The 17102-nt window shown below is 66.9% G+C and carries 15 protein-coding genes; 8 read left to right on the plus strand and 7 right to left on the minus strand.

The window, feature by feature from the left end:
* Positions 1–2: 2 nt before the first annotated feature.
* Both ACFFGN_RS33210 and ACFFGN_RS33215 read right to left on the minus strand, forming a co-directional pair.
* On the minus strand, positions 3–1400 hold the full coding sequence (locus ACFFGN_RS33210; RefSeq protein WP_380056230.1) for an extracellular solute-binding protein: 1398 nt from the start codon (positions 1398–1400) through the stop codon (positions 3–5).
* A gap of 251 nt (positions 1401–1651) precedes the next feature.
* A complete protein-coding gene (locus ACFFGN_RS33215; RefSeq protein ID WP_380056233.1) occupies positions 1652–2686 on the minus strand; it encodes a hypothetical protein in 1035 nt (344 codons plus the stop codon).
* A gap of 97 nt (positions 2687–2783) precedes the next feature.
* On the opposite strand from ACFFGN_RS33215, the gene ACFFGN_RS33220 reads away from it, so the two are divergent.
* From ACFFGN_RS33220 to ACFFGN_RS33235, 4 genes are all read left to right on the plus strand, one after another.
* The gene (locus tag ACFFGN_RS33220; protein WP_380056236.1) at positions 2784–3377 is read left to right on the plus strand and encodes a TetR/AcrR family transcriptional regulator; all 594 of its coding nucleotides are present in this window, start codon (positions 2784–2786) and stop codon (positions 3375–3377) included.
* Between the two features lie 244 nt (positions 3378–3621).
* Positions 3622–4425, plus strand: coding sequence for an ABC transporter ATP-binding protein (locus tag ACFFGN_RS33225; protein ID WP_380056239.1), 804 nt, complete (start codon positions 3622–3624; stop codon positions 4423–4425).
* On the plus strand, positions 4422–6905 hold the full coding sequence (locus ACFFGN_RS33230; protein WP_380056242.1) for an ABC transporter permease: 2484 nt from the start codon (positions 4422–4424) through the stop codon (positions 6903–6905). Before ACFFGN_RS33225 ends, ACFFGN_RS33230 begins: the two co-directional genes overlap by 4 nt.
* A gap of 306 nt (positions 6906–7211) precedes the next feature.
* Positions 7212–8003, plus strand: a complete 792-nt coding sequence (locus ACFFGN_RS33235) for an aminoglycoside 6-adenylyltransferase (protein WP_380056245.1) — start codon at positions 7212–7214, stop codon at positions 8001–8003.
* A 194-nt stretch (positions 8004–8197) separates the two neighbouring features.
* On the opposite strand, the gene ACFFGN_RS33240 is transcribed toward ACFFGN_RS33235, so the two are convergent.
* Both ACFFGN_RS33240 and ACFFGN_RS33245 read right to left on the minus strand, forming a co-directional pair.
* Positions 8198–8746: an NADPH-dependent FMN reductase gene (locus tag ACFFGN_RS33240; protein WP_380056248.1), complete on the minus strand. Its 549-nt coding sequence runs from the start codon at positions 8744–8746 to the stop codon at positions 8198–8200.
* A gap of 123 nt (positions 8747–8869) precedes the next feature.
* Positions 8870–9550, minus strand: a complete 681-nt coding sequence (locus ACFFGN_RS33245; protein WP_380056251.1) for a DedA family protein — start codon at positions 9548–9550, stop codon at positions 8870–8872.
* A gap of 132 nt (positions 9551–9682) precedes the next feature.
* On the opposite strand from ACFFGN_RS33245, the gene ACFFGN_RS33250 reads away from it, so the two are divergent.
* Genes ACFFGN_RS33250 through ACFFGN_RS33265 form a run of 4 tightly spaced genes read left to right on the plus strand, consistent with a single transcriptional unit; the run spans position 9683 to position 13388 of the window.
* Positions 9683–11176: a sensor histidine kinase gene (locus ACFFGN_RS33250; protein WP_380056253.1), complete on the plus strand. Its 1494-nt coding sequence runs from the start codon at positions 9683–9685 to the stop codon at positions 11174–11176.
* Entirely contained in the window at positions 11167–11811 is a 645-nt protein-coding gene (locus tag ACFFGN_RS33255; RefSeq protein WP_380056256.1) for a response regulator transcription factor, read from the plus strand. The genes ACFFGN_RS33250 and ACFFGN_RS33255 overlap by 10 nt, the downstream gene beginning before the upstream one ends.
* Complete coding sequence (locus ACFFGN_RS33260) at positions 11808–13031, plus strand: phosphotransferase family protein (RefSeq protein ID WP_380056259.1); 1224 nt, start codon at positions 11808–11810, stop codon at positions 13029–13031. The genes ACFFGN_RS33255 and ACFFGN_RS33260 overlap by 4 nt, the downstream gene beginning before the upstream one ends.
* Before the next feature lie 51 nt (positions 13032–13082).
* On the plus strand, positions 13083–13388 hold the full coding sequence (locus ACFFGN_RS33265) for an ArsR/SmtB family transcription factor (RefSeq protein ID WP_380056262.1): 306 nt from the start codon (positions 13083–13085) through the stop codon (positions 13386–13388).
* A gap of 169 nt (positions 13389–13557) precedes the next feature.
* Here the strand turns inward: ACFFGN_RS33265 and ACFFGN_RS33270 are convergent, their stop codons facing one another.
* From ACFFGN_RS33270 to ACFFGN_RS33280, 3 genes are all read right to left on the minus strand, one after another.
* Positions 13558–13917 carry a VOC family protein gene (locus ACFFGN_RS33270; RefSeq protein ID WP_380056265.1) on the minus strand — a complete coding sequence of 120 codons (360 nt, stop codon included), beginning with the start codon at positions 13915–13917 and terminating at the stop codon, positions 13558–13560.
* Between the two features lie 225 nt (positions 13918–14142).
* The gene (locus ACFFGN_RS33275) at positions 14143–14964 is read right to left on the minus strand and encodes a MerR family transcriptional regulator (protein WP_380056267.1); all 822 of its coding nucleotides are present in this window, start codon (positions 14962–14964) and stop codon (positions 14143–14145) included.
* A gap of 128 nt (positions 14965–15092) precedes the next feature.
* Entirely contained in the window at positions 15093–17012 is a 1920-nt protein-coding gene (locus ACFFGN_RS33280; RefSeq protein WP_380056270.1) for a ricin-type beta-trefoil lectin domain protein, read from the minus strand.
* Between the last annotated feature and the right edge of the window lie 90 nt (positions 17013–17102).

The following is a 17102-nucleotide window of genomic DNA, read 5'->3' on the forward strand; positions in this document are numbered from 1 at the left end:
CGTTACTGGCTCTCGGTGGTCGTCTTGTCCTTGCCGACGATGCTCTCGACGGCCTCGTCATAGTTCTTCGCGGCTTCTTCGGGTGACGACTGGCCGGTCATCACGGCCTCCATCGCGGTGATGATCTCGTTGGAGATCTTCGGGTACTCCGGCAGCGCCGGGCGATAGACCGTCACCGACACCAGGTCGGTGAAGAACTGCGTGCTCTTGGCCGAGGACTTGTAGCCCGGGTCAGCCGCGACATCCTTCCGTACGGCGATCTGGGCGCCTTCGGTGGCGTAGCGGGTCGCATTCTTCTGCGTCTGCAGGGTCTGGATGAACTTCCAGGCGGCGTCGGGCGCCTTCGACTTGGCCGGGATGGCCCAGGTCCAGCCACCGGAGAGGCTGACCTTGCCCTTGCCACTGCCGTCCTGAGTCGGCATTGCGGTCTGGCCGAGCACCTCGGACCACTGCGGCCATGGCTTCGCACCGGACTTCATCCAGTTGTTGTAGAGCCAGGAGCCGTCGAGCGCGATGGCGAGCTTGCTGTTGGGCAGAAGATCGCTACCGACCTTGTTGCCCCAGTTCGGGTCTAGAGCCTGCTTGGGCTGCGGGGCCAGGCCCTCGTCGAAGATCGTCTTGATGAACCCGAGCGAGTCCTTGAAGCCCTGGCTGCCTACGACCCACTTGGCCTGGTCGAAGTTGTACAAGGTGTCCTTGGTGCCGTAGAGCAGCATCTCCAGGCCCTGCATGGCCGAGGCTTCACCCATCGGCTTACCCGAGTAGACGTTCAGCGGGATGACTCCCGGCACCTTCTGCTTGATAGTGCGCGCGGTGGTCAGAACCTCGTCCCAGGTCTTCGGCGTCCAGTCAGCCGGCAGACCCGCCTTGGCGAACAGTTCCTTGTTGTACCAGAGCGCACGGGTGTCCGTGCCGTCCGGAATGCCGTAGATCTTGCCGTCCTGGCCCTTCGCCGCACCCTTCGCGGTCTCCTCGAACTGGTTCCAGTCCGGCCAGTCCTTGATGTAGTCGTCAAGCGGCTTGAGATACCCGGCGGTGATGTCGGAGTTGATCAGGAAGGTGTCCTCGTAAACGATGTCCGGCGCCGTGTTGGGCGACCGCATCATCAACTGGATCTTCGTGTAGTAGTCGTTCTCACTGGCGACGATCGGCACGATCTCCACGGTCGAACCAGGGTTCGCGGCTTCGTACTCGGCCTTCGCGGAGGTGAGGAACTTCTTCATCACCGTGCCGGGGCCCCACTGCTGGTAGGCGATCTTGATGTTCGCCGGGCCGGCGCTCTGCGAACCACCGGCATCGGGCTGCTTGGTGGTCGAGCCCTGACTACAGGCCGACAGCGCCAGCAAGACCACACCCGTGGCGAGAATTCCCGCCCGCTTGATACCGCTCCTCAGGACCATCGCGTCCACCTTCTGGCAATCGTTGTCATCGCGTCGGGTCGCTCGACTGCGGGGGTAAACAGTCGGCCTAGTCCGTGACCGTAGAAGTCCTGGACCATCGAAGTCAATGGTTGGTAGACAACGTTGTCGCCGAGCTCGCGTGACTTTGACATAACAATCCGATCACCTGACACCACAAGGCCCCCGCACCCTCAGATGAGGGCTACGAGGGCCTGGGACGACTGCCGCCGCTGCGAGTTCGGAGAGCTCCTTTAGGCGGTTACGGCGGCAGTGGTGGTTGGGGCGGCGGTGATGGCGGTACGGCGGGTGCGGGCGGCGGCGATCGCGACCAGGGCCAGACCGAACGCGAGCCAGGCCGCCAGCACGATCAGCGAACGACCCGCGCCGGCGCCGTCGAAGAACGAGACCGAGCGAAGCGCCGTACCAGCCGCTCCCGGCGGCAGGAACTGGCCGAACGCACCCCACCCAGTCGGCAGCATCTCGGGCGCACTGGAGAGACCCGACAGCGGGTTACCGAGCAGCATCATCGTGGCAGCGCCTAGACCGAGACCAGCCGTGCCGAGCAGCCACTCGAGGCCGAGCAACGTTATCGAGACGGCAGCCACCGAGAGCGCGATGATTGAGGAGTTCGCCCAGTAGTTACCCCCGAGCGATCCAAGCCAGTACTGGAGTACGGCGGTGAGCGCGAGCGCCCCCGTCACCGAGAATGCCAGTGCGCCAACGATCCGGCGGCGACCGGCTGGAACCAGCTTGGTCAGCCCTGCCGCGGCGAGGATTCCCCCAAGCACCAGCGGCAAGGCGCCCGCAGCAAGACCCGCACCTCGCGGATCGTCCGCCGGCACCGGTACGACGTCCGTGACGGTGACAGCCGCACCAGGCTGCTGCTGGGACAATTTGGTCGCGAGCTGACTGAGGATCTGCGCGACGGCCGGGCTCGCAGCGGAGGCCGTGAGCACCTCTGGGCCCTTCTCCCCCACCACGATCGCGCCGTACACCTCGCGGTCCTTGATCGCCTCGAACGCGGCATTCCGGTCGGCGGCCGTCTTGACCTCAAAGGCGCCAGGCATCGCGCCGTTCAGCGCGCCGGTGATCTGGGCGGCGACGGGGGCGGGCGCGGCGAGCGCGATCGGCAGGTCGCGCGGCTCCGACCGGCTCGCCGGCCACGCGAAGGCGATCAGCAAAACGGTGAGCACCACGGTCAACAGCGTGACCACCGCGGCCACCGGCGGCGTGCGCTTGCCTTCCTCATCGGGCTGCCTGGTCTCAAGGCGGGTGCTCTCGGTCATTCCATCGCTCCTAAACCGAATGTTCGTTCTCTTGGATTCGAGCGTGCCAGCGAGAGATCAAGTTGTCAAGAACGGACATTCGTTTTACTGTCGACGTATGCCCAAGGTCACGGATGAGCACCGCACGGCCCGCCGCAGCCAGATCGTCGAGGCGGCTCGCCGCTGCGTGATCGCGCAGGGCTTCCACAAGACGACGATGGCCGACGTCATCAAGGAGTCCGGCCTGTCCGCCGGTGCCGTCTACAGCTACTTCAAGAGCAAAGAGGAGCTGGTCGCGGCGATCGCGGACGAGGCCCTCGGCTCGGTCGATCAGGTCTTCCGCGCGATCCTCGCGAGCGCCGAACCGGTCACGCCGGTCAACGCCCTCCGGACCGCCCTGGAGTACGTCGTGACGGCGGCGGAGGGACCGGAAGGCGACGTCACCCGCGTCGGCGTACAAGCGTGGGCCGAGGCGTTGCACAACGAGGCGATCTACGCGACGGCCAGCTCGAAGTACGCCCTGCTCCGCGGGTACTTCGTCGACGTGGCCGACCGCGCGAAGGCCGACGGCACGATCGCGGCCGACGCCGATTCGCAACAGGTCGCGCAGGTTTTGTTCGGCCTGATCCCCGGGTTCGTCCTGCAGCGGCTGATCCTGGGAGACGTAACACCGGCCGGCTACACCGCCGGGCTCGCCGCGCTCATCCGCTAAGCCCACGAGGCTCGTCTGCTTAGCCCACGAGGCTCGTCTGCTTAGCCCGCGGGCCTCGTCTGCTAAGCCCCATGAGCCTCGTCGGCTGAAGCTCGACGGCCGGTCTGATGAGGCCCGCCGGCGCCAGTGGCTTTGGGGAGTTAAGTCTACCCCAGAAGGCGGTTCAGCGCCCTGGGGAGCTCCGTCGGTGATCCGTAGCGTCTTTCGCGTTGACAGCGAGTAAGACGTGAGCCGAGGGGCAACCATGAAGAACAGATACGAGCGCGGGGCCGATGCAGCGGACGCGGTGGAGTTGCACGACGTACGCCGGGTCTACGGCCGCGGCGGAAACGCCGTCGCCGCGCTCGACGGAGTGAGCATCTCCTTTGCCCGCGGCACCTTCACCGCGGTGATGGGCCCATCCGGCTCCGGCAAGAGCACCTTCCTGCACTGCGCCGCGGGCCTCGACCGCCCGACGTCCGGCTCGGTGCTGATCGACGGCACCCCACTGGCCGAACTGAAGGAGGCGCAGCTGACCCGGCTGCGCCGCGACCGGGTCGGTTTCATCTTCCAGGCGTTCAACCTGTTGCCTGCGTTGACGGTCTGGCAGAACGTCACCCTGCCGCTCGAACTCGGCGGCCGCAGTCCGGACCGACGGGCCGTAGCGGCCGTGCTCGACCAGGTCGGCCTCGGTGATCGGCACAAGCACCGCCCGGCTGAACTGTCTGGTGGCCAGCAGCAACGAGTGGCGATCGCGCGGGCCCTAGTCGCGCGACCGGCGGTCATCTTCGCCGACGAACCGACCGGCGCCCTTGATACCCGCACCGCCGCCGACGTGCTGGATCTTCTCCGCGGACCAGTTCGCACCGACGGCCAGACCGTGGTGATGGTGACACACGATCCGGTCGCCGCGTCGTACGCCGATCAGGTCGTCTTCCTCGCCGACGGCGTTCTGGTCGGCAACCTGATCGCCCCGACGGCCGAGCAGATCGCCGACCGGATGACCCACCTCGGCGCCTGGGCCGACCGCTCCCCCGCCGCTGCGCTGTCCGCTGGTGGTGCACGATGATGCGGCTTGCCCTGCGCACGTTGCGCTATCGCAAGGGCGGTTTCGTCGCCACCTTCGTCGCGGTGGCCTTCGGCGCCGCGATCGTGATGGCCTGCGGTGGCCTGATGGAGACCGGCATCCGGTCGAACATTCCCGCCGAGCGGTACGCCGCCGCGCCGATCGTGGTCACGGCCGATCAGAGCCACCGCTGGCAGGCGGGCGACGAGACCGAATCGGTTCCCTTGACCGAACGCGTCCGCCTTTCGTCCGACCTGGTCGCGACCGTGCGGGCCGTCTCCGGAGTCACCTCGGCCATTCCGGACATCTCCTTCCCAGTGGTTGCCCTCGACAACGGACAGCCCTTACCTGGCAGCGGTTCTGGCCACAACTGGGCCGCTGCCGGACTCGCCCCGTACCGGTTGGTGGCCGGTACGGCGCCCGCCCGCGCCGGGGACGTCGTACTGGATGAGGCGACGGCCAACCGGATGAACGCCAAGCCCGGATCCAAGGTCAGCCTGCTGGTTCGGGGCTCGGCGTCGACGTTCACCGTTCGCGGCATCGCCGCCGGACCCGCCGGCGCCACCTTCTTCACCCACGCGGAGGCCTCGCGGTTGTCCCGACGGCCCGGGCAGATCGACGCCATCGGCGTGACGGTTGCCCCTGGCACCGACCTGGATGGTTTGCGCCAGGCTGTTGACGGCCGGGCGGTCGTCTTGCAGGGCACGGATCGTGGACTCGCGGAACACCCGGAGTTCACCGATCGGGAGAACCTGATCGCGCTCGCCGGCTCCCTCGGCGGTATCGCCGCGATGACGATGATGTTCGTGGTCGCGTCGACGTTGACCCTGTCGACGCAACAGCGGCAGCGGGAGCTCGCGCTGCTGCGCACGATTGGCACCACCCCGGCGCAGGTACGCCGGATGGTGCTCGGCGAGGCGATGGTCGTGAGCCTGCCCGCCGTACTGATCGGGTGCCTGCCGGGCCTGGCGCTCGGGCGGTTCCTGTTCGACCGGCTCGCGGCGCAGGGAGTCACCTCGCCGCTGATCACCTACTCGCAGGGCTGGATCCCGCTGAGCGCCGGGGCTGGAGCCGCCGTACTCGCCGCCATCGGTGCGGCCGTGATCGCCGGACGCCGGGCCGGGAAGGCCCGTCCGGTTGAGGCGCTCACCGAGGCCGGTCTTGGCCGGAAGTGGTTCACCTGGACCCGGCTTGTGGCTGGCCTGCTCTTCCTCTCAGGTGGCGTCGCACTATTGATCATCACCGCCGCCGTCATGAGTGGTCCGCTGGCTTCTGCAACGGCTGGACCCGCGGTGCTCTGCCTGGCGATCGGCGTCGCACTGCTCGGCCCTGCGATGACCGCCGCTGTGCTCGCGCTGGTGCGTTGGCCGGTGCAGGCCTTCGCCGGTGTGAACGGGCGGCTCGCGGTACGCAACGTGACCGCCCGAACCGTGGCGATGTCCGCCGCGGTCATGCCGGTCATGCTCGCCACCGGTATCGCGACGGCCAATCTCTACATGCAGACGACTCAAGTCGACGCCGCTGCGAAGGCGTTCACGGACGACCTCCAGGCAGACGCCGTACTAGTCTCCACCACGGGCGGACTCGCCCCCGACCTGCTCGACCAAGTACGCCGTACGCCTGGCGTGGCGAGCGCCTCTCCGTACGTTCGCAGCCTGGGCGTCATCGACGAACCCGCCCGTGGCCGTAATGACGATGGCTGGCTCCTGCAAGGCATCGGCACGGACGGGACCACCAAGGTGACGGTGGCGTCCGGTTCGTTGAAGGCCTTGACCGGGCGGACCGTCGCGTTGCCGACCAAGCTGGCGGAGAAGATCGATCGGCAGCCTGGTTCCACCATCACGATGACTCTTGGCGACGGCGCTCGGGTGGACCTGCGGGTGGTTGCGACGTTCGAGGCGCAGCGTGGTTACGAGAGCCTGCTGCTGCCGGCCGAGTTCCTCGCGGCACACACCACGAACGGGCTGGCCGAGCAGATCCTGATCCGCACCGAACCTGGCGCGCAGCCGGTCTTCGCCTCGCTGCCGCCTGGCGTGGCTGTCGCGGATCGGGAGACCTTGATCAAGAACAACGAGGAAGGCCTGCAGACCCAGGCGTGGGTGAACTACCTGCTGGTCGGCATGATCATCGCCTACACGGCGGTCTCGGTCATCAACACCTTGGCCTCGTCGACGATCCGCCGGCGCCGCGAGTTCGCGTTGCAACGACTGACGGGTTCGACCCGGCTGCAGGTCGTACGCATGATGACAACCGAAGGCCTTCTGGTCGCAGTGGCCGGCCTGGCCCTTGGTACTGCGGTGGCCCTCGCCTGCCTGATGCCGTTCGCCCAGTCGCTGTCCGGTTCGGTCCTGCCGAGCGGCCCACCCTGGATCTACCTCGGCATCGTCGCCACCGCCCTCCTCCTCACCCTGACCGCCACCCTGCTCCCCACCACCCTCTCCCTCCGCTCCCGCCCCGCCGAAGCCGCCGCCCGGATCGAATAACCCACCTACCGACCTCCCCACCGTCCGCCTCCCCCGCCGAGTCGCCCTCCGCCATTCGGCCCTCGCCGCCCAGTCACCCTTCGCCTGCCAGCCGCCGTTCGCCATACGTCGCTCCATGGCGAGCCCTGACTTGGCGCTTGATGCCAGTCCTGCCGTTGAGCCCGACCCGACTGTCCGGGTCGGGCTCAACCCGCCCCGGCTGTCCGAATCAGACTCAGCCCGGCCCGGCAGCCCGAACCAGACTCAGCTCGTGGCGGCAGCGAAAATGCCGTGCGCCAGGCCGCGAGCGCGTGGTTGGTTGAACTGGTGACCGACACCGGTTCTACCGAAGCCAATGCACTCGCCGCCGCGGAAGAATTCGCTGCCCTGCTGACGAGATCCACCGCTGACGCGCGGATCCTCGGCGTGATCCTGAGTGGTTCCCAAGCCCGCGAGGGCACAGCAACCACCTACTCGGACTACGACGTACTGCTGGTCGTCGAGGACGCCGCAGAAACGCAATTCACCGCAGAACACCGCCGCGACTCACGCCTGGACGTATCAACGATCCCCCTCACGGAATTCCGCACCCACGCACTGCCCGGCTCAGGCGTCGAGTGGAACCGCTATGGCTTCACCCACGCCAAGATCCTCAAGGACACCCCTGACGGCCTCATCGCCGAACTGGCCGCGGCAAAGGCCCAACTCTCACCCGCCGAAGCGGCACAGTTGGCACCGGCAATCCTCGACGGCTTCCTCAACAGCGCCTACCGCTGCCTGAAGAACAACCGCGACGGCAATACCGTCGCCGCTCGCCTAGACGGCGCCGAGGCCATCTCGCCCTACCTCACCTACGTGTTCGCCCTCCACGATCGAGTACGCCCGTACAACAAGTACCTAGCCTGGGAACTCGAACGTTTCCCCCTCTCCCACCCCCAATGGGACGCCGAAACCCTCCTCCCCCTTCTAGTCCAAGCCCACACCGGCGACACCGTCGAGGCCATCCACACCCTCTTCAACGGCCTAGAACCGCACGCCCGAGCCGCCGGCCACGCCTCCGTCCTAGACGACTGGGGCAACGACCTTCTCCTCCTCCGAGGCCTCCCCGCCACCCCCTGACCACCACCACCGCTTGACCGCCCCCGCTCGGCCCCGGCCACCCACCGCCCGCCCACCGACGCCCGATGTCCGGTGCCAGCGTCCGGTACCGCTGTCCGGTGTCCGGTACCGGCGTCCGGCGTCCGGCACGGGGTCGATCACCGCTCGTCGAGCGAGCGTCCGTACGACGAGAGGCGGTTGCCGTCGACTGTTGGTTAGCGCGCGGGGGTGGGCTCGGCAACGGGCTGGAGGGCGTTGGTTGCTGCCCGTACTAGGCCTGCGTTGCGCCGCACCCAGCCGGAGACTGCCAACTGGAGGTCCTCGAGATCGCGTTCATCCAGGGCAACCGGTGGCGTGGGCACACTCGCTCCCAGCTCTGCCAGCACTGGCCGCAGCTGAAGATCTGCCAGCAGGCGATGCGCCGGCGACGCCGAGATCGTCACCGGTACCACCACCGAACCAGCCAACGCTCCCGGCGCCAGCACATCTAGGAACGACTTCAGCAAGCCGGTGTAGCTGCCCCTGTATACCGGCGTGGCCAGCACCAGCACCGAGGCCGAAGTGGTCAGGTCGATCGCATCAGCCAGCGCGATCTGCTCATCCGACTCACCTGCCTGCTGGAACAACGCGGGCGCGAAGGTCGCGAGATCTACCAGCTGATCGATCTTGAAAGGCGCGCCGAGTTCCGACGCCAGCAATTCGGCCACACAAGCGGCGGCGTTTGCCGTCCGCGAGGCGGGCTTGGGATTACCGACGACGGTCACGACGGACTGCGGCCACACCGGCGGATCAGGAAGGAACCGCGGCTCGAAGGCGACTGAAGGCATCGGGCATTTCTCCCAGCAAGAGATCGGGTGATGACCCGAGCCTAGTTAAAGTCGAGTGCGTTACTGGACTTTCTCATCTGTCGGACGTTTGCGCCGGATCCGGCTGTACACGAACCAGGCGACCGCGCCGACCACTGCCACGATCACAACCTTCTGCAGCACACCGACGTACTGCTCGATCAGGTGCCATTGCTCGCCCAGTTGATGACCGGCGATGATCAGCAGGCTGTTCCAGATCAGGCTGCCGGTCGCGGTGAGGGCCAAGAACAGGGCGATGTTCATCCGCTCCACGCCCGCCGGGACCGAGATCAGGCTGCGCACCACCGGAACCAGCCGACCGATCAACACCGCCTTCGGCCCGTGCCGCTCGAACCAGGCCTCGGCCTTGTCGACGTCCTCGATCTTGACCAGAGGAAGCTTGCCGGCCAGTGCTCTGGTTCGTTTTCGCCCGAGCACGGCCCCGATGCCGTACAACGCGAGCGCGCCGACGATCGAACCGAGCGTGGTCCAGACGATGGCACTGACCAGGCCGAAGTCGCCGCGGCTGGCCGCGAATCCCGCCAGCGGCAGGATCACCTCACTCGGCAGCGGTGGAAAGAGGTTTTCCAACGCGATCGCCAGGCCAGCTCCCGGCCCGCCGAGTTTCTCCATCATGTCGATGGCCCAGCCCGCCACACCACCGGTCGGTTCGTCGACTGCCGCTCCTGCTAGCGAGGTCACCACCACATTCGTCCACATCATGCCGTCAACCCTAGGAATGCGGCGCTTCGCGCACACTGGGGTTCGCCACCCGGTTGGCGGCGGTTTTTCCACAGTACTGAATTGTGGAAAACCACAGTTTGCGAACCGGTCGCGCCGACTACTCTCGAGCCCATGAGCGCGGCGGAACTGATGAAGCAAAGCGGGCGGACGGCGCTGGGCGTCAGTGTCGGCTCGCTTTCCGCCCTGATCGAGCTCGTCTTCCTGATCGTCGCCGGCCCCCTACTGCTCGGCGGTAAGGCGCTGCCAGGGCTACGACGGCCGGTCTACCGTTGCGCTCGGCAACTGACCCGCTTCGAGCTCTGGCGGCTGCGCCGGTATCTCGGCCGCGATGACGTCCGCACCTACACCGATCGTGGCGCTGTCAGCTATCTGGCCGTGCGCTGGCTAGTCGGACTGCTCGGCGCGGTGGTGATGTTGTTGCTGCTGCTGGGGCTGACTGTGGCCGTCTCGATGATCAGCGCGTGGATCACGGGCGGCTCATGGGGCTACATCGAGGAGGGCGACGACCGGGTCACCCACAAAGTGCTGCTCTCCGCCAGCATTCCCGGTGTGGTGCTGCTCTACCTCGACGTGATGGGCCTGCTGGGTGTGGCCGATCTCGAGGCATTCATCGCGACGCGCTATCTCGGGCCGTCAGCCAACGACCTGCTCCGCCGCCGTGTGTCCGAATTGTCGGCCAGTCGCGCGGAGGTCGTGCAGGCGGTGAACGACGAGCGCCGCCGCATCGAGCGTGACCTGCACGACGGGGTGCAACAACGCCTTGTCGCCCTCGGCCTACTGCTCAGCCGCGCCCGCCACAGCAAGGACCCAGCGAAGGCCGCCGACCTCGTCCGCCAGGCGCACGAGGAGTCCGAACAGGCGCTGCACGACCTCCGGGATGTCGCCTGGCGGGTGTACCCGACAGTGCTGGATCAGCTCGGGCTGCATGACGTGCTGGTCGACGTGGCCGATCGCGCGGGTATCCCGGTCACCCTGAGGTACGAACTCGACGGCAGGCCACCCGCATCCACCGAAACGGTCGCCTACTTCGTCATCGCGGAGGCCGTCAGCAATGCCGTCAAGCACTCGGGCGCGGACCGGGTCGAGATCACCGTCACCGGCAATTCTTCAACCCGTGCGACGTATGGGCTCACCTCTTCCGCGGCGGTGACGGCCGCGAACTCGTCCACAACGACGCAAACCTCCGCGCCTGCAATAGTGGGCGCTGTCTCGACGCCGGCTGGTACGACGAGCCCTGGTAGCCAGCCAGGCCCCGGAACGAATTCGCCACCCCACGGTCCGGCCCCGAGTGGATCGGCCGTGCCCACGAGCGGAACCGACCACCCAGACCATGCGGATGACACGGGCCCAGCGAATAGCACGGGCGACAAGGGCCGAACGGACCGCGTGGGCGGCAGGGGCGGCAAGAACGGAGGCGAGTCTGCCATCGCGAGGCTGAACTCGATCACCGTGACGGTCGTCGACAACGGGCGGGGTGGAGCCGATCCTGCCGGTCGCGGACTTACCGGCCTGGCCGGACGGGTGGCTGCCACGGACGGCCGATTCAGCGTGACCAGTCCCCTGGGCGGTCCGACCACGGTTCGAGCGGAGCTGCCATGCGGGTGATCCTGGCCGAAGACGCGACGCTGCTGCGGGAAGGGCTGGTTCGCCTACTCGTCGACGAAGGCCACGAGGTGGTGGCCGCGGTCAGCGATGGAGACGCGCTTGTTGCCGCGGTGTCCGCCGACCAGCCGGACGTGGTGGTGGTCGACGTGCGGATGCCACCGACACATACCGACGAAGGCCTGCGGGCAGCGCTGGAGATCCGCCGCCGCTGGCCGAGCGTGGGCGTTCTGGTCCTCTCGCAATACGTTGAACGGTCTTATGCGGCAGAGCTCATCACCGCTGACGCGGATGGCGTGGGCTATCTGCTGAAGGACCGGGTGATGCGGATGGAGGAATTCCTCGACGCCCTGGAACGCGTCGGCAACGGGGGCGCCGCCTTCGACCCCGAAGTCGTTCGCCAGTTGCTCTCACGCAGTAGCCATAGCGATCCGCTCGCCCAGCTCACCGCCCGGGAATCGGAGGTACTTCAGCGAATGGCACAAGGACATACCAACGCCGGGATCGCCGGCGAGCTGTTCATCTCGCAAAGCGCCGTAGAAAAGAACGTCAACGCGATCTTCGACAAGCTCGGCATTGCTCCCACGACGGGGTACAGCCGTCGCGTCCTGGCCATCCTTCACTACCTCGGCTCATGACCAGCTACTTCGCCGAAGACGACGGCGCCACCTTGACCAACACCGAAGCGGTCTCGGGTGTGTCGGCCACTCCCGCCCAGCCGGACACGACCGCTCGCGTGGCGATGTCCGCCCGAACGCCTGCCGCTGGGCCTCCGCTGGCGGGCGCCGACGCAGGGCCCGTGGGCGCGGGCGCCGCGGGACTCGTGGGCGCGGGTGACCACACGGGGCCCGTGGGCGCGGGGGACGCCGCGAGGCTCATGGTCACAGGAGAGGTGCTGGCCATCGCCGGACGGTACGGCGTCCAGGGCGATCAGGTCCGGAGCGTTCCGGGTGGGATGGCGAATCACGTGTACCTGCTCGGCGATCGACTAGTGCTGCGAATCCCGCGGAGCCATGAGTTCGTGGCGGACCTGCGAAAGGAGGTTGGCGTCATCCCAGTGGCTCGGGCGGCCGGCGTTCGGACCTCTGCGATCGTCGAGTTCGACGAAAGCCGGAGCCTGGTCGATACGCCGTACGTGGTGCTTGAGCGGCAGCCCGGCGTGGACCTCACCAGTCAAGAGCCTGCGGCCGAGGCCTGGCCCGCGCTCGGGCGAGAACTAGCGGTGTTGCATCAGGTGACACCCGAGGTCGCAGGGCCACTTCCCGGCGTCGCGTTCGACTCGGAAGGCGATCCGCGGCTGAGCGTGGAAGGCCTGGCACGAGAGGGGTACGTCGATCCGGCCACGGCGAGCTGGCTGATCGAATGGTTCGACCGGCTGGCGGCGAGATTCCCTGCGAGCAAGCAGGTCGTGCTCGTGCACGGGGATATCGCTCCGCAGAACCTCATGGCCGACCCAAGCACTGGAAAACTGACCGGCCTGATCGACTGGGGTGACGCGGCCTGGGCGGAACCTGGCCTGGAGTTCGCCAAGCTGAGACTGCGCGATGTCGCCGCCACGCTGCGCGGCTACACGAGCAGCGGGGGCGGCCCCGGTGGCTACGGTGACACCGGCGACACCGGTGACACCGGTGACACCGGCGACACCGGCGAGCACGGTGACCGCGGCGTCAGGGGGTCGGATACGGACGAGATCGCCGCTCGTGCTCTTTGGTATCACCTCAGCTGGGGGCTGTCCGGCCTCGCCAACGGCCCGCGGCCAGGTGAGCGACATTGGACGGCGCCACCTGCCAGCCGGGTGCTCGGGTTACTTCAGTTCTTCGCCGCCGATCCGCCCGCGCCCTGGCGTCACCTCACCTGAGACCCACCTGATTGAGCTGCGCGTTGGTGCCGCGTTGGTTATATTGCTGGTATGGCAACTACGTTCGAGGTGCTGGCGGAGCCGCGGAGACGCGAGATCCTCGACCTGTTGCGCGCTGGCGAACGGCCGGTGGGCGACCTGGTGGACCACCTCGGCCTGAGCCAGCCCGCCGTCTCGAAGCACCTGAAGATCCTTCGCGACGCCGGGCTGGTCGAAGTTCGGCAGGACGCGCAGCGACGGTGGTACCGCCTTCGCCCCGAGCCACTTACCGAGATCGACGCCTGGCTCGAGCCCTACCGCGACCTCTGGCACGGCCGCCTGGACGCCCTCGAACGCCACCTCGACACCATGGACTAGACCGCCCCCTCCAAACCGATCTGGCGACCCGCCACCTTCGACCGAAGGCTGAAGGCTGAAGCCGGAGACGGAACAGCCGAGGGAAGCGGTTGGCGGGAGCCGAGACCGGACGCCCGAAGGACGCGGATCGACGGCCGGATGGATGGAGGCGGCGACGCGGGCCCGAGTGTTAGGCGCGAATTTCGGCTAGGTCGAAGAGGTTTCCTTCGGGGTCGGCGAGGGTGACCCAGTGGGCGCCGTATTCGTCGTACTCGCCGAGTCGCTTGGCGCCGAGGTCTACCAGGCGGTCGATCTCGGCGGGCCAGTTGGTGGTGGCCAGGTCGAGGTGAAGGCGGTTCTTGCCGGCGCGCTCTTCTGGCACCTGGATGAACATCAGTACCGGAGACAACCCGCCGTCAGTACGGCCGACAGTGGCGAAGTACTGGGTCGCGTCGGCGTCGACAGGGCGTTCGAAGACGCCGCCCCAGAAGGCCGCGAGGTCGGCGGCGTTGGCCGCGTCGAAGGTGACATGCTCAAGGTGGATGGACATGTGGTTCAAACCTTTCACTGATTCGGACACGCCTTTGAATGCGTCGTCGCGTCGATGTGGATTTGGCGCACGTCTTGCAGGCGTCAGCGCGTGGATGCGGTTCGGCACGGCGTTGGTCGCGTCGTGTCGGGGTGGCTTTGGGTATGGCCGTGATGGCGTCGTCGCGCGTGTTGATCGCGAGCGCCGCCGCCGTGGCTAGTTCGTGGAGTAAAGCTGGAGCGGCTGCTACTTGGGTACGCCGGGGATAGCCTGGATTGGCCAGCAGACATCGGTTCGGAAGGCGGTCTCGTCGGTCGTGGCGTCGGGCCCTACGACGTACAGCTCGCGGATCGGGCCTGGAGCCACTTCGCAGTTTTCGGCGACGTAGCTGCCTAGTGCGCCGTACGTCCGGTCGAAGTCGGCAAACGAACCTTCGTGCGCCGAGATCGCGAAGTACCCGGCTGGTAGGTCGGTCAGGTCCAAGCCGCCGTACGGCGTTTGCCCGGGTGAGACCGGGAGGAAGGCCACCACCTCGCCGACGTCGTCGGTGAAGAACCCGTCGTCGTACGTCGCACCGGCGGTGGCGTTGATGCCTAGAGCAGCGGCTACTCCGCCGAGGCGCTCGAAGGTGGTTGAGCACCACGAGTCGATCTCGGAGCGGTTGACCTGGTCGGTGATCGTCAACGCCCGGAACGCGGGAATGAACCGGTACTCCACCTGGGCCGGCGGAACGGCCAGTGTGAGCATCGACCGGAGTGAGGCGATCACCTGCTGCGTCCGGACGAGTTCGCTCTCCATCTGATCTAGGTGAGCACGCAACGCCTGGTCCCGCGTCGGCACGTCCGGCGCCTCGATGACGGCACGGACCTGCGGCAGCGGCATCTTCAGTTCACGCAACCGGCGGATCAGCTGGGCCACAGCCACTTGGGACGTCTCGTACTGCCGGTAGCCGGATGAGGTGTCGATCCGGGCCGGCTCGAGCAGGCCGATGTCGTGGTAGTGATGCAGCGTCTTCACGCTCAAATGCGTGAGCCGGGAGAACTCCCCGACGGTCACCGATGCGGTCATGTGCCTAGCATTCACCCTCCGGCTACCGGAGGGTCAAACGCCGTCGCCGGCCCGCGACCGAATTGGCCACGGGCCGACGCGAAGTCCCCACCCGAGCTGCCTGAGGCGGGACTAGTGATCGGTCAGAGTTAGAGGTTCCACTTCTGGTTCGCGGCACCGGAGCAGCTCCAGATCTGGAGTGGCGTGCCGTTGGCAGAGTTGTTCCCAGTGACGTCGAGACACTTGTTGGCCTGCGGATTCACGAGATCCTTGCCAGCCGTGTAGTTCCACTGCTGGGCCGCACTCCCGTTACAGGTCCAGAGCTGCACCTTCGCCCCGTCGGCCGTCGAACCCGCATTGACGTCCAAGCACTTCCCAAGCGCCCGCAGCGTTCCGTCGCCGGGCCGGTTCCACTGCTGAGCCGAGGTGCCATTGCAGTCGTACAAGTCGACCACCGTGCCGTCAGCGGTATTCGCACCCGCCACATCGACGCACTTGCCCGCGAGACCAGTAATGGCCCCGGTGGTCCCACCCCCGCCACCACTCTGACTACCCGACCACGTGAACGTGGCCGAGGTCTTGGTCGGCAAGGTGTAAACGAACGACTGGCCACCCCAGTTGACCCGTACCGACTGCGAGCCACTCGTCGTGTTGAAGGCGATCAAAGCCTTCGAGCCGTCCGGGTTCTTCCACGCGACGTTCTTCACGGCGCTGTTGGCGTTGGACTCGATCCGAACCGCGCCAGGCTTCACGAACTTCGTCAGGTGGCCCATCGTGTAGTACTCGACGGTCTTGTCGACCTGACCCGCACGCGGCCCACCACGCTGGATCGTCACCAGGCCCGTGCAGACGTTGCACCCGGCACCGACGTACGGAAGCATGTTCTGGTCCTGCCCGAGGCTCCACTTCACCCAGGACTTACTCCAGTTGCGGGTGTAGTCGATCAGGTTGTTCATGTCCTCGACCTGCTGGTTCGGAATCCAGGTACCACCCGAGTGCTCGGTCATGTAGTGGTTGACCGCCGGGTACTGGTTGTGGACCGTCGTCTGCAGGTTCACGTCACCGCCGTACCCGTGCCAGGCGATGCCGCCGAACAGCGGGTCATTGCGTAACGCCGCGTCGGCCAACGGCACCGATCCGAGGTCGTTGTAGTTGCCCCAGTTGTAGTCCAGCACCATCACCTTCGTCGTGATGCCAGCCGCCCGGAACGCCGGAATCAGGTGATTCTTGGTGAACTCGAGCAGGCCCGCGCCGTTCCAGTTCATCGACGCGTAGCCGGTGTCGTCGGTACCGCAGCACGTCGGCTCGTTCTGCACCGAGACGTAGTCGATGCGGTTGCCCTGGGCAGCGTTCTGCTGGACGTACTTCACGAAGTACTGGGCGTACATCGGGTAGTACTCCCACTTGAGCCAGCCACGGTTGGTGAACTTGTTGTTGTCCTTCATCCACGCCGGGGAACTCCACGGCGCGCCCTTGACCTTCAGCGCCGGGTTCAGCTGGCGGGCCTGTTTCGTCAACGGCACCACGTCCGCGAGGTCGTGATTGATGGTGAAGTCGTTGAGATCGCAGCAGGTGTCGTCGTACGAGTAGTTGAACCGGGCCAGGTCCGAGGCGCCCATCGGGTTGCGCATGAAGGCGAGGCCGATGCCGTTGACCGGGTCGAACAGGTCGCGCATCACCTGGTTGCGGGTGGTCGCGCTGATCGTGTTGCTGCTGTTGAGCAACCAGGCCGCGCTGTCCGTGAACGACGCGCCGCCGCCTTCGAACGACTGGTACGTGGTGTTCTCGTTGACCGTGATCGTCTGGTTGGCGCTGCCACCGGCCGGACCGAAGCTGACGGGCGTCTGCTGCTGCAGGCCTCTCGTCACGTTCCGCCCGGCGCTGTCGTTCGTGGTGGTGAGCCAAACGTTGACCTGCTCGCCGGCGGCGTACGCCGAGTCCGCAGGTTCAAGAACGGTGAGACCTGCGGCGACCGCGCAGACCGCGGTAAGGCCGGCAATAGCCGTACGAAAGTTCGGGCGGGACCGGCCGGCAGTAGCCAGGCGGGCGATGAGGGCGGATCGGGGCATGGCGGGATCTCCCTTTGTGCCAAGGGCTTTACAGAGGCTGACGACCAGCCGGCGAATGCCCGCGTTCCCGGCGTCTGCCCGCGCCGCAAC

This window comes from Kribbella deserti, assembly GCF_042434725.1.
In the GTDB taxonomy this organism is placed as follows: Bacteria; Actinomycetota; Actinomycetes; order Propionibacteriales; family Kribbellaceae; genus Kribbella; species Kribbella deserti.

Excerpts from the sequence above, each read along its gene's own strand:
- ACFFGN_RS33210 (WP_380056230.1), bottom strand. The coding sequence starts at position 1,400 with ATGGTCCTGAGGAGCGGTATCAAGCGGGCGGGAATTCTCGCCACGGGT.
- ACFFGN_RS33215 (WP_380056233.1), bottom strand. The coding sequence starts at position 2,686 with ATGACCGAGAGCACCCGCCTTGAGACCAGGCAGCCCGATGAGGAAGGC.
- ACFFGN_RS33220 (WP_380056236.1), top strand. The coding sequence starts at position 2,784 with ATGCCCAAGGTCACGGATGAGCACCGCACGGCCCGCCGCAGCCAGATC.
- ACFFGN_RS33225 (WP_380056239.1), top strand. The coding sequence starts at position 3,622 with ATGAAGAACAGATACGAGCGCGGGGCCGATGCAGCGGACGCGGTGGAG.
- ACFFGN_RS33230 (WP_380056242.1), top strand. The coding sequence starts at position 4,422 with ATGATGCGGCTTGCCCTGCGCACGTTGCGCTATCGCAAGGGCGGTTTC.
- ACFFGN_RS33245 (WP_380056251.1), bottom strand. The coding sequence starts at position 9,550 with ATGATGTGGACGAATGTGGTGGTGACCTCGCTAGCAGGAGCGGCAGTC.
- ACFFGN_RS33250 (WP_380056253.1), top strand. The coding sequence starts at position 9,683 with ATGAGCGCGGCGGAACTGATGAAGCAAAGCGGGCGGACGGCGCTGGGC.
- ACFFGN_RS33255 (WP_380056256.1), top strand. The coding sequence starts at position 11,167 with ATGCGGGTGATCCTGGCCGAAGACGCGACGCTGCTGCGGGAAGGGCTG.
- ACFFGN_RS33260 (WP_380056259.1), top strand. The coding sequence starts at position 11,808 with ATGACCAGCTACTTCGCCGAAGACGACGGCGCCACCTTGACCAACACC.
- ACFFGN_RS33265 (WP_380056262.1), top strand. The coding sequence starts at position 13,083 with ATGGCAACTACGTTCGAGGTGCTGGCGGAGCCGCGGAGACGCGAGATC.
- ACFFGN_RS33270 (WP_380056265.1), bottom strand. The coding sequence starts at position 13,917 with ATGTCCATCCACCTTGAGCATGTCACCTTCGACGCGGCCAACGCCGCC.
- ACFFGN_RS33275 (WP_380056267.1), bottom strand. The coding sequence starts at position 14,964 with ATGACCGCATCGGTGACCGTCGGGGAGTTCTCCCGGCTCACGCATTTG.
- ACFFGN_RS33280 (WP_380056270.1), bottom strand. The coding sequence starts at position 17,012 with ATGCCCCGATCCGCCCTCATCGCCCGCCTGGCTACTGCCGGCCGGTCC.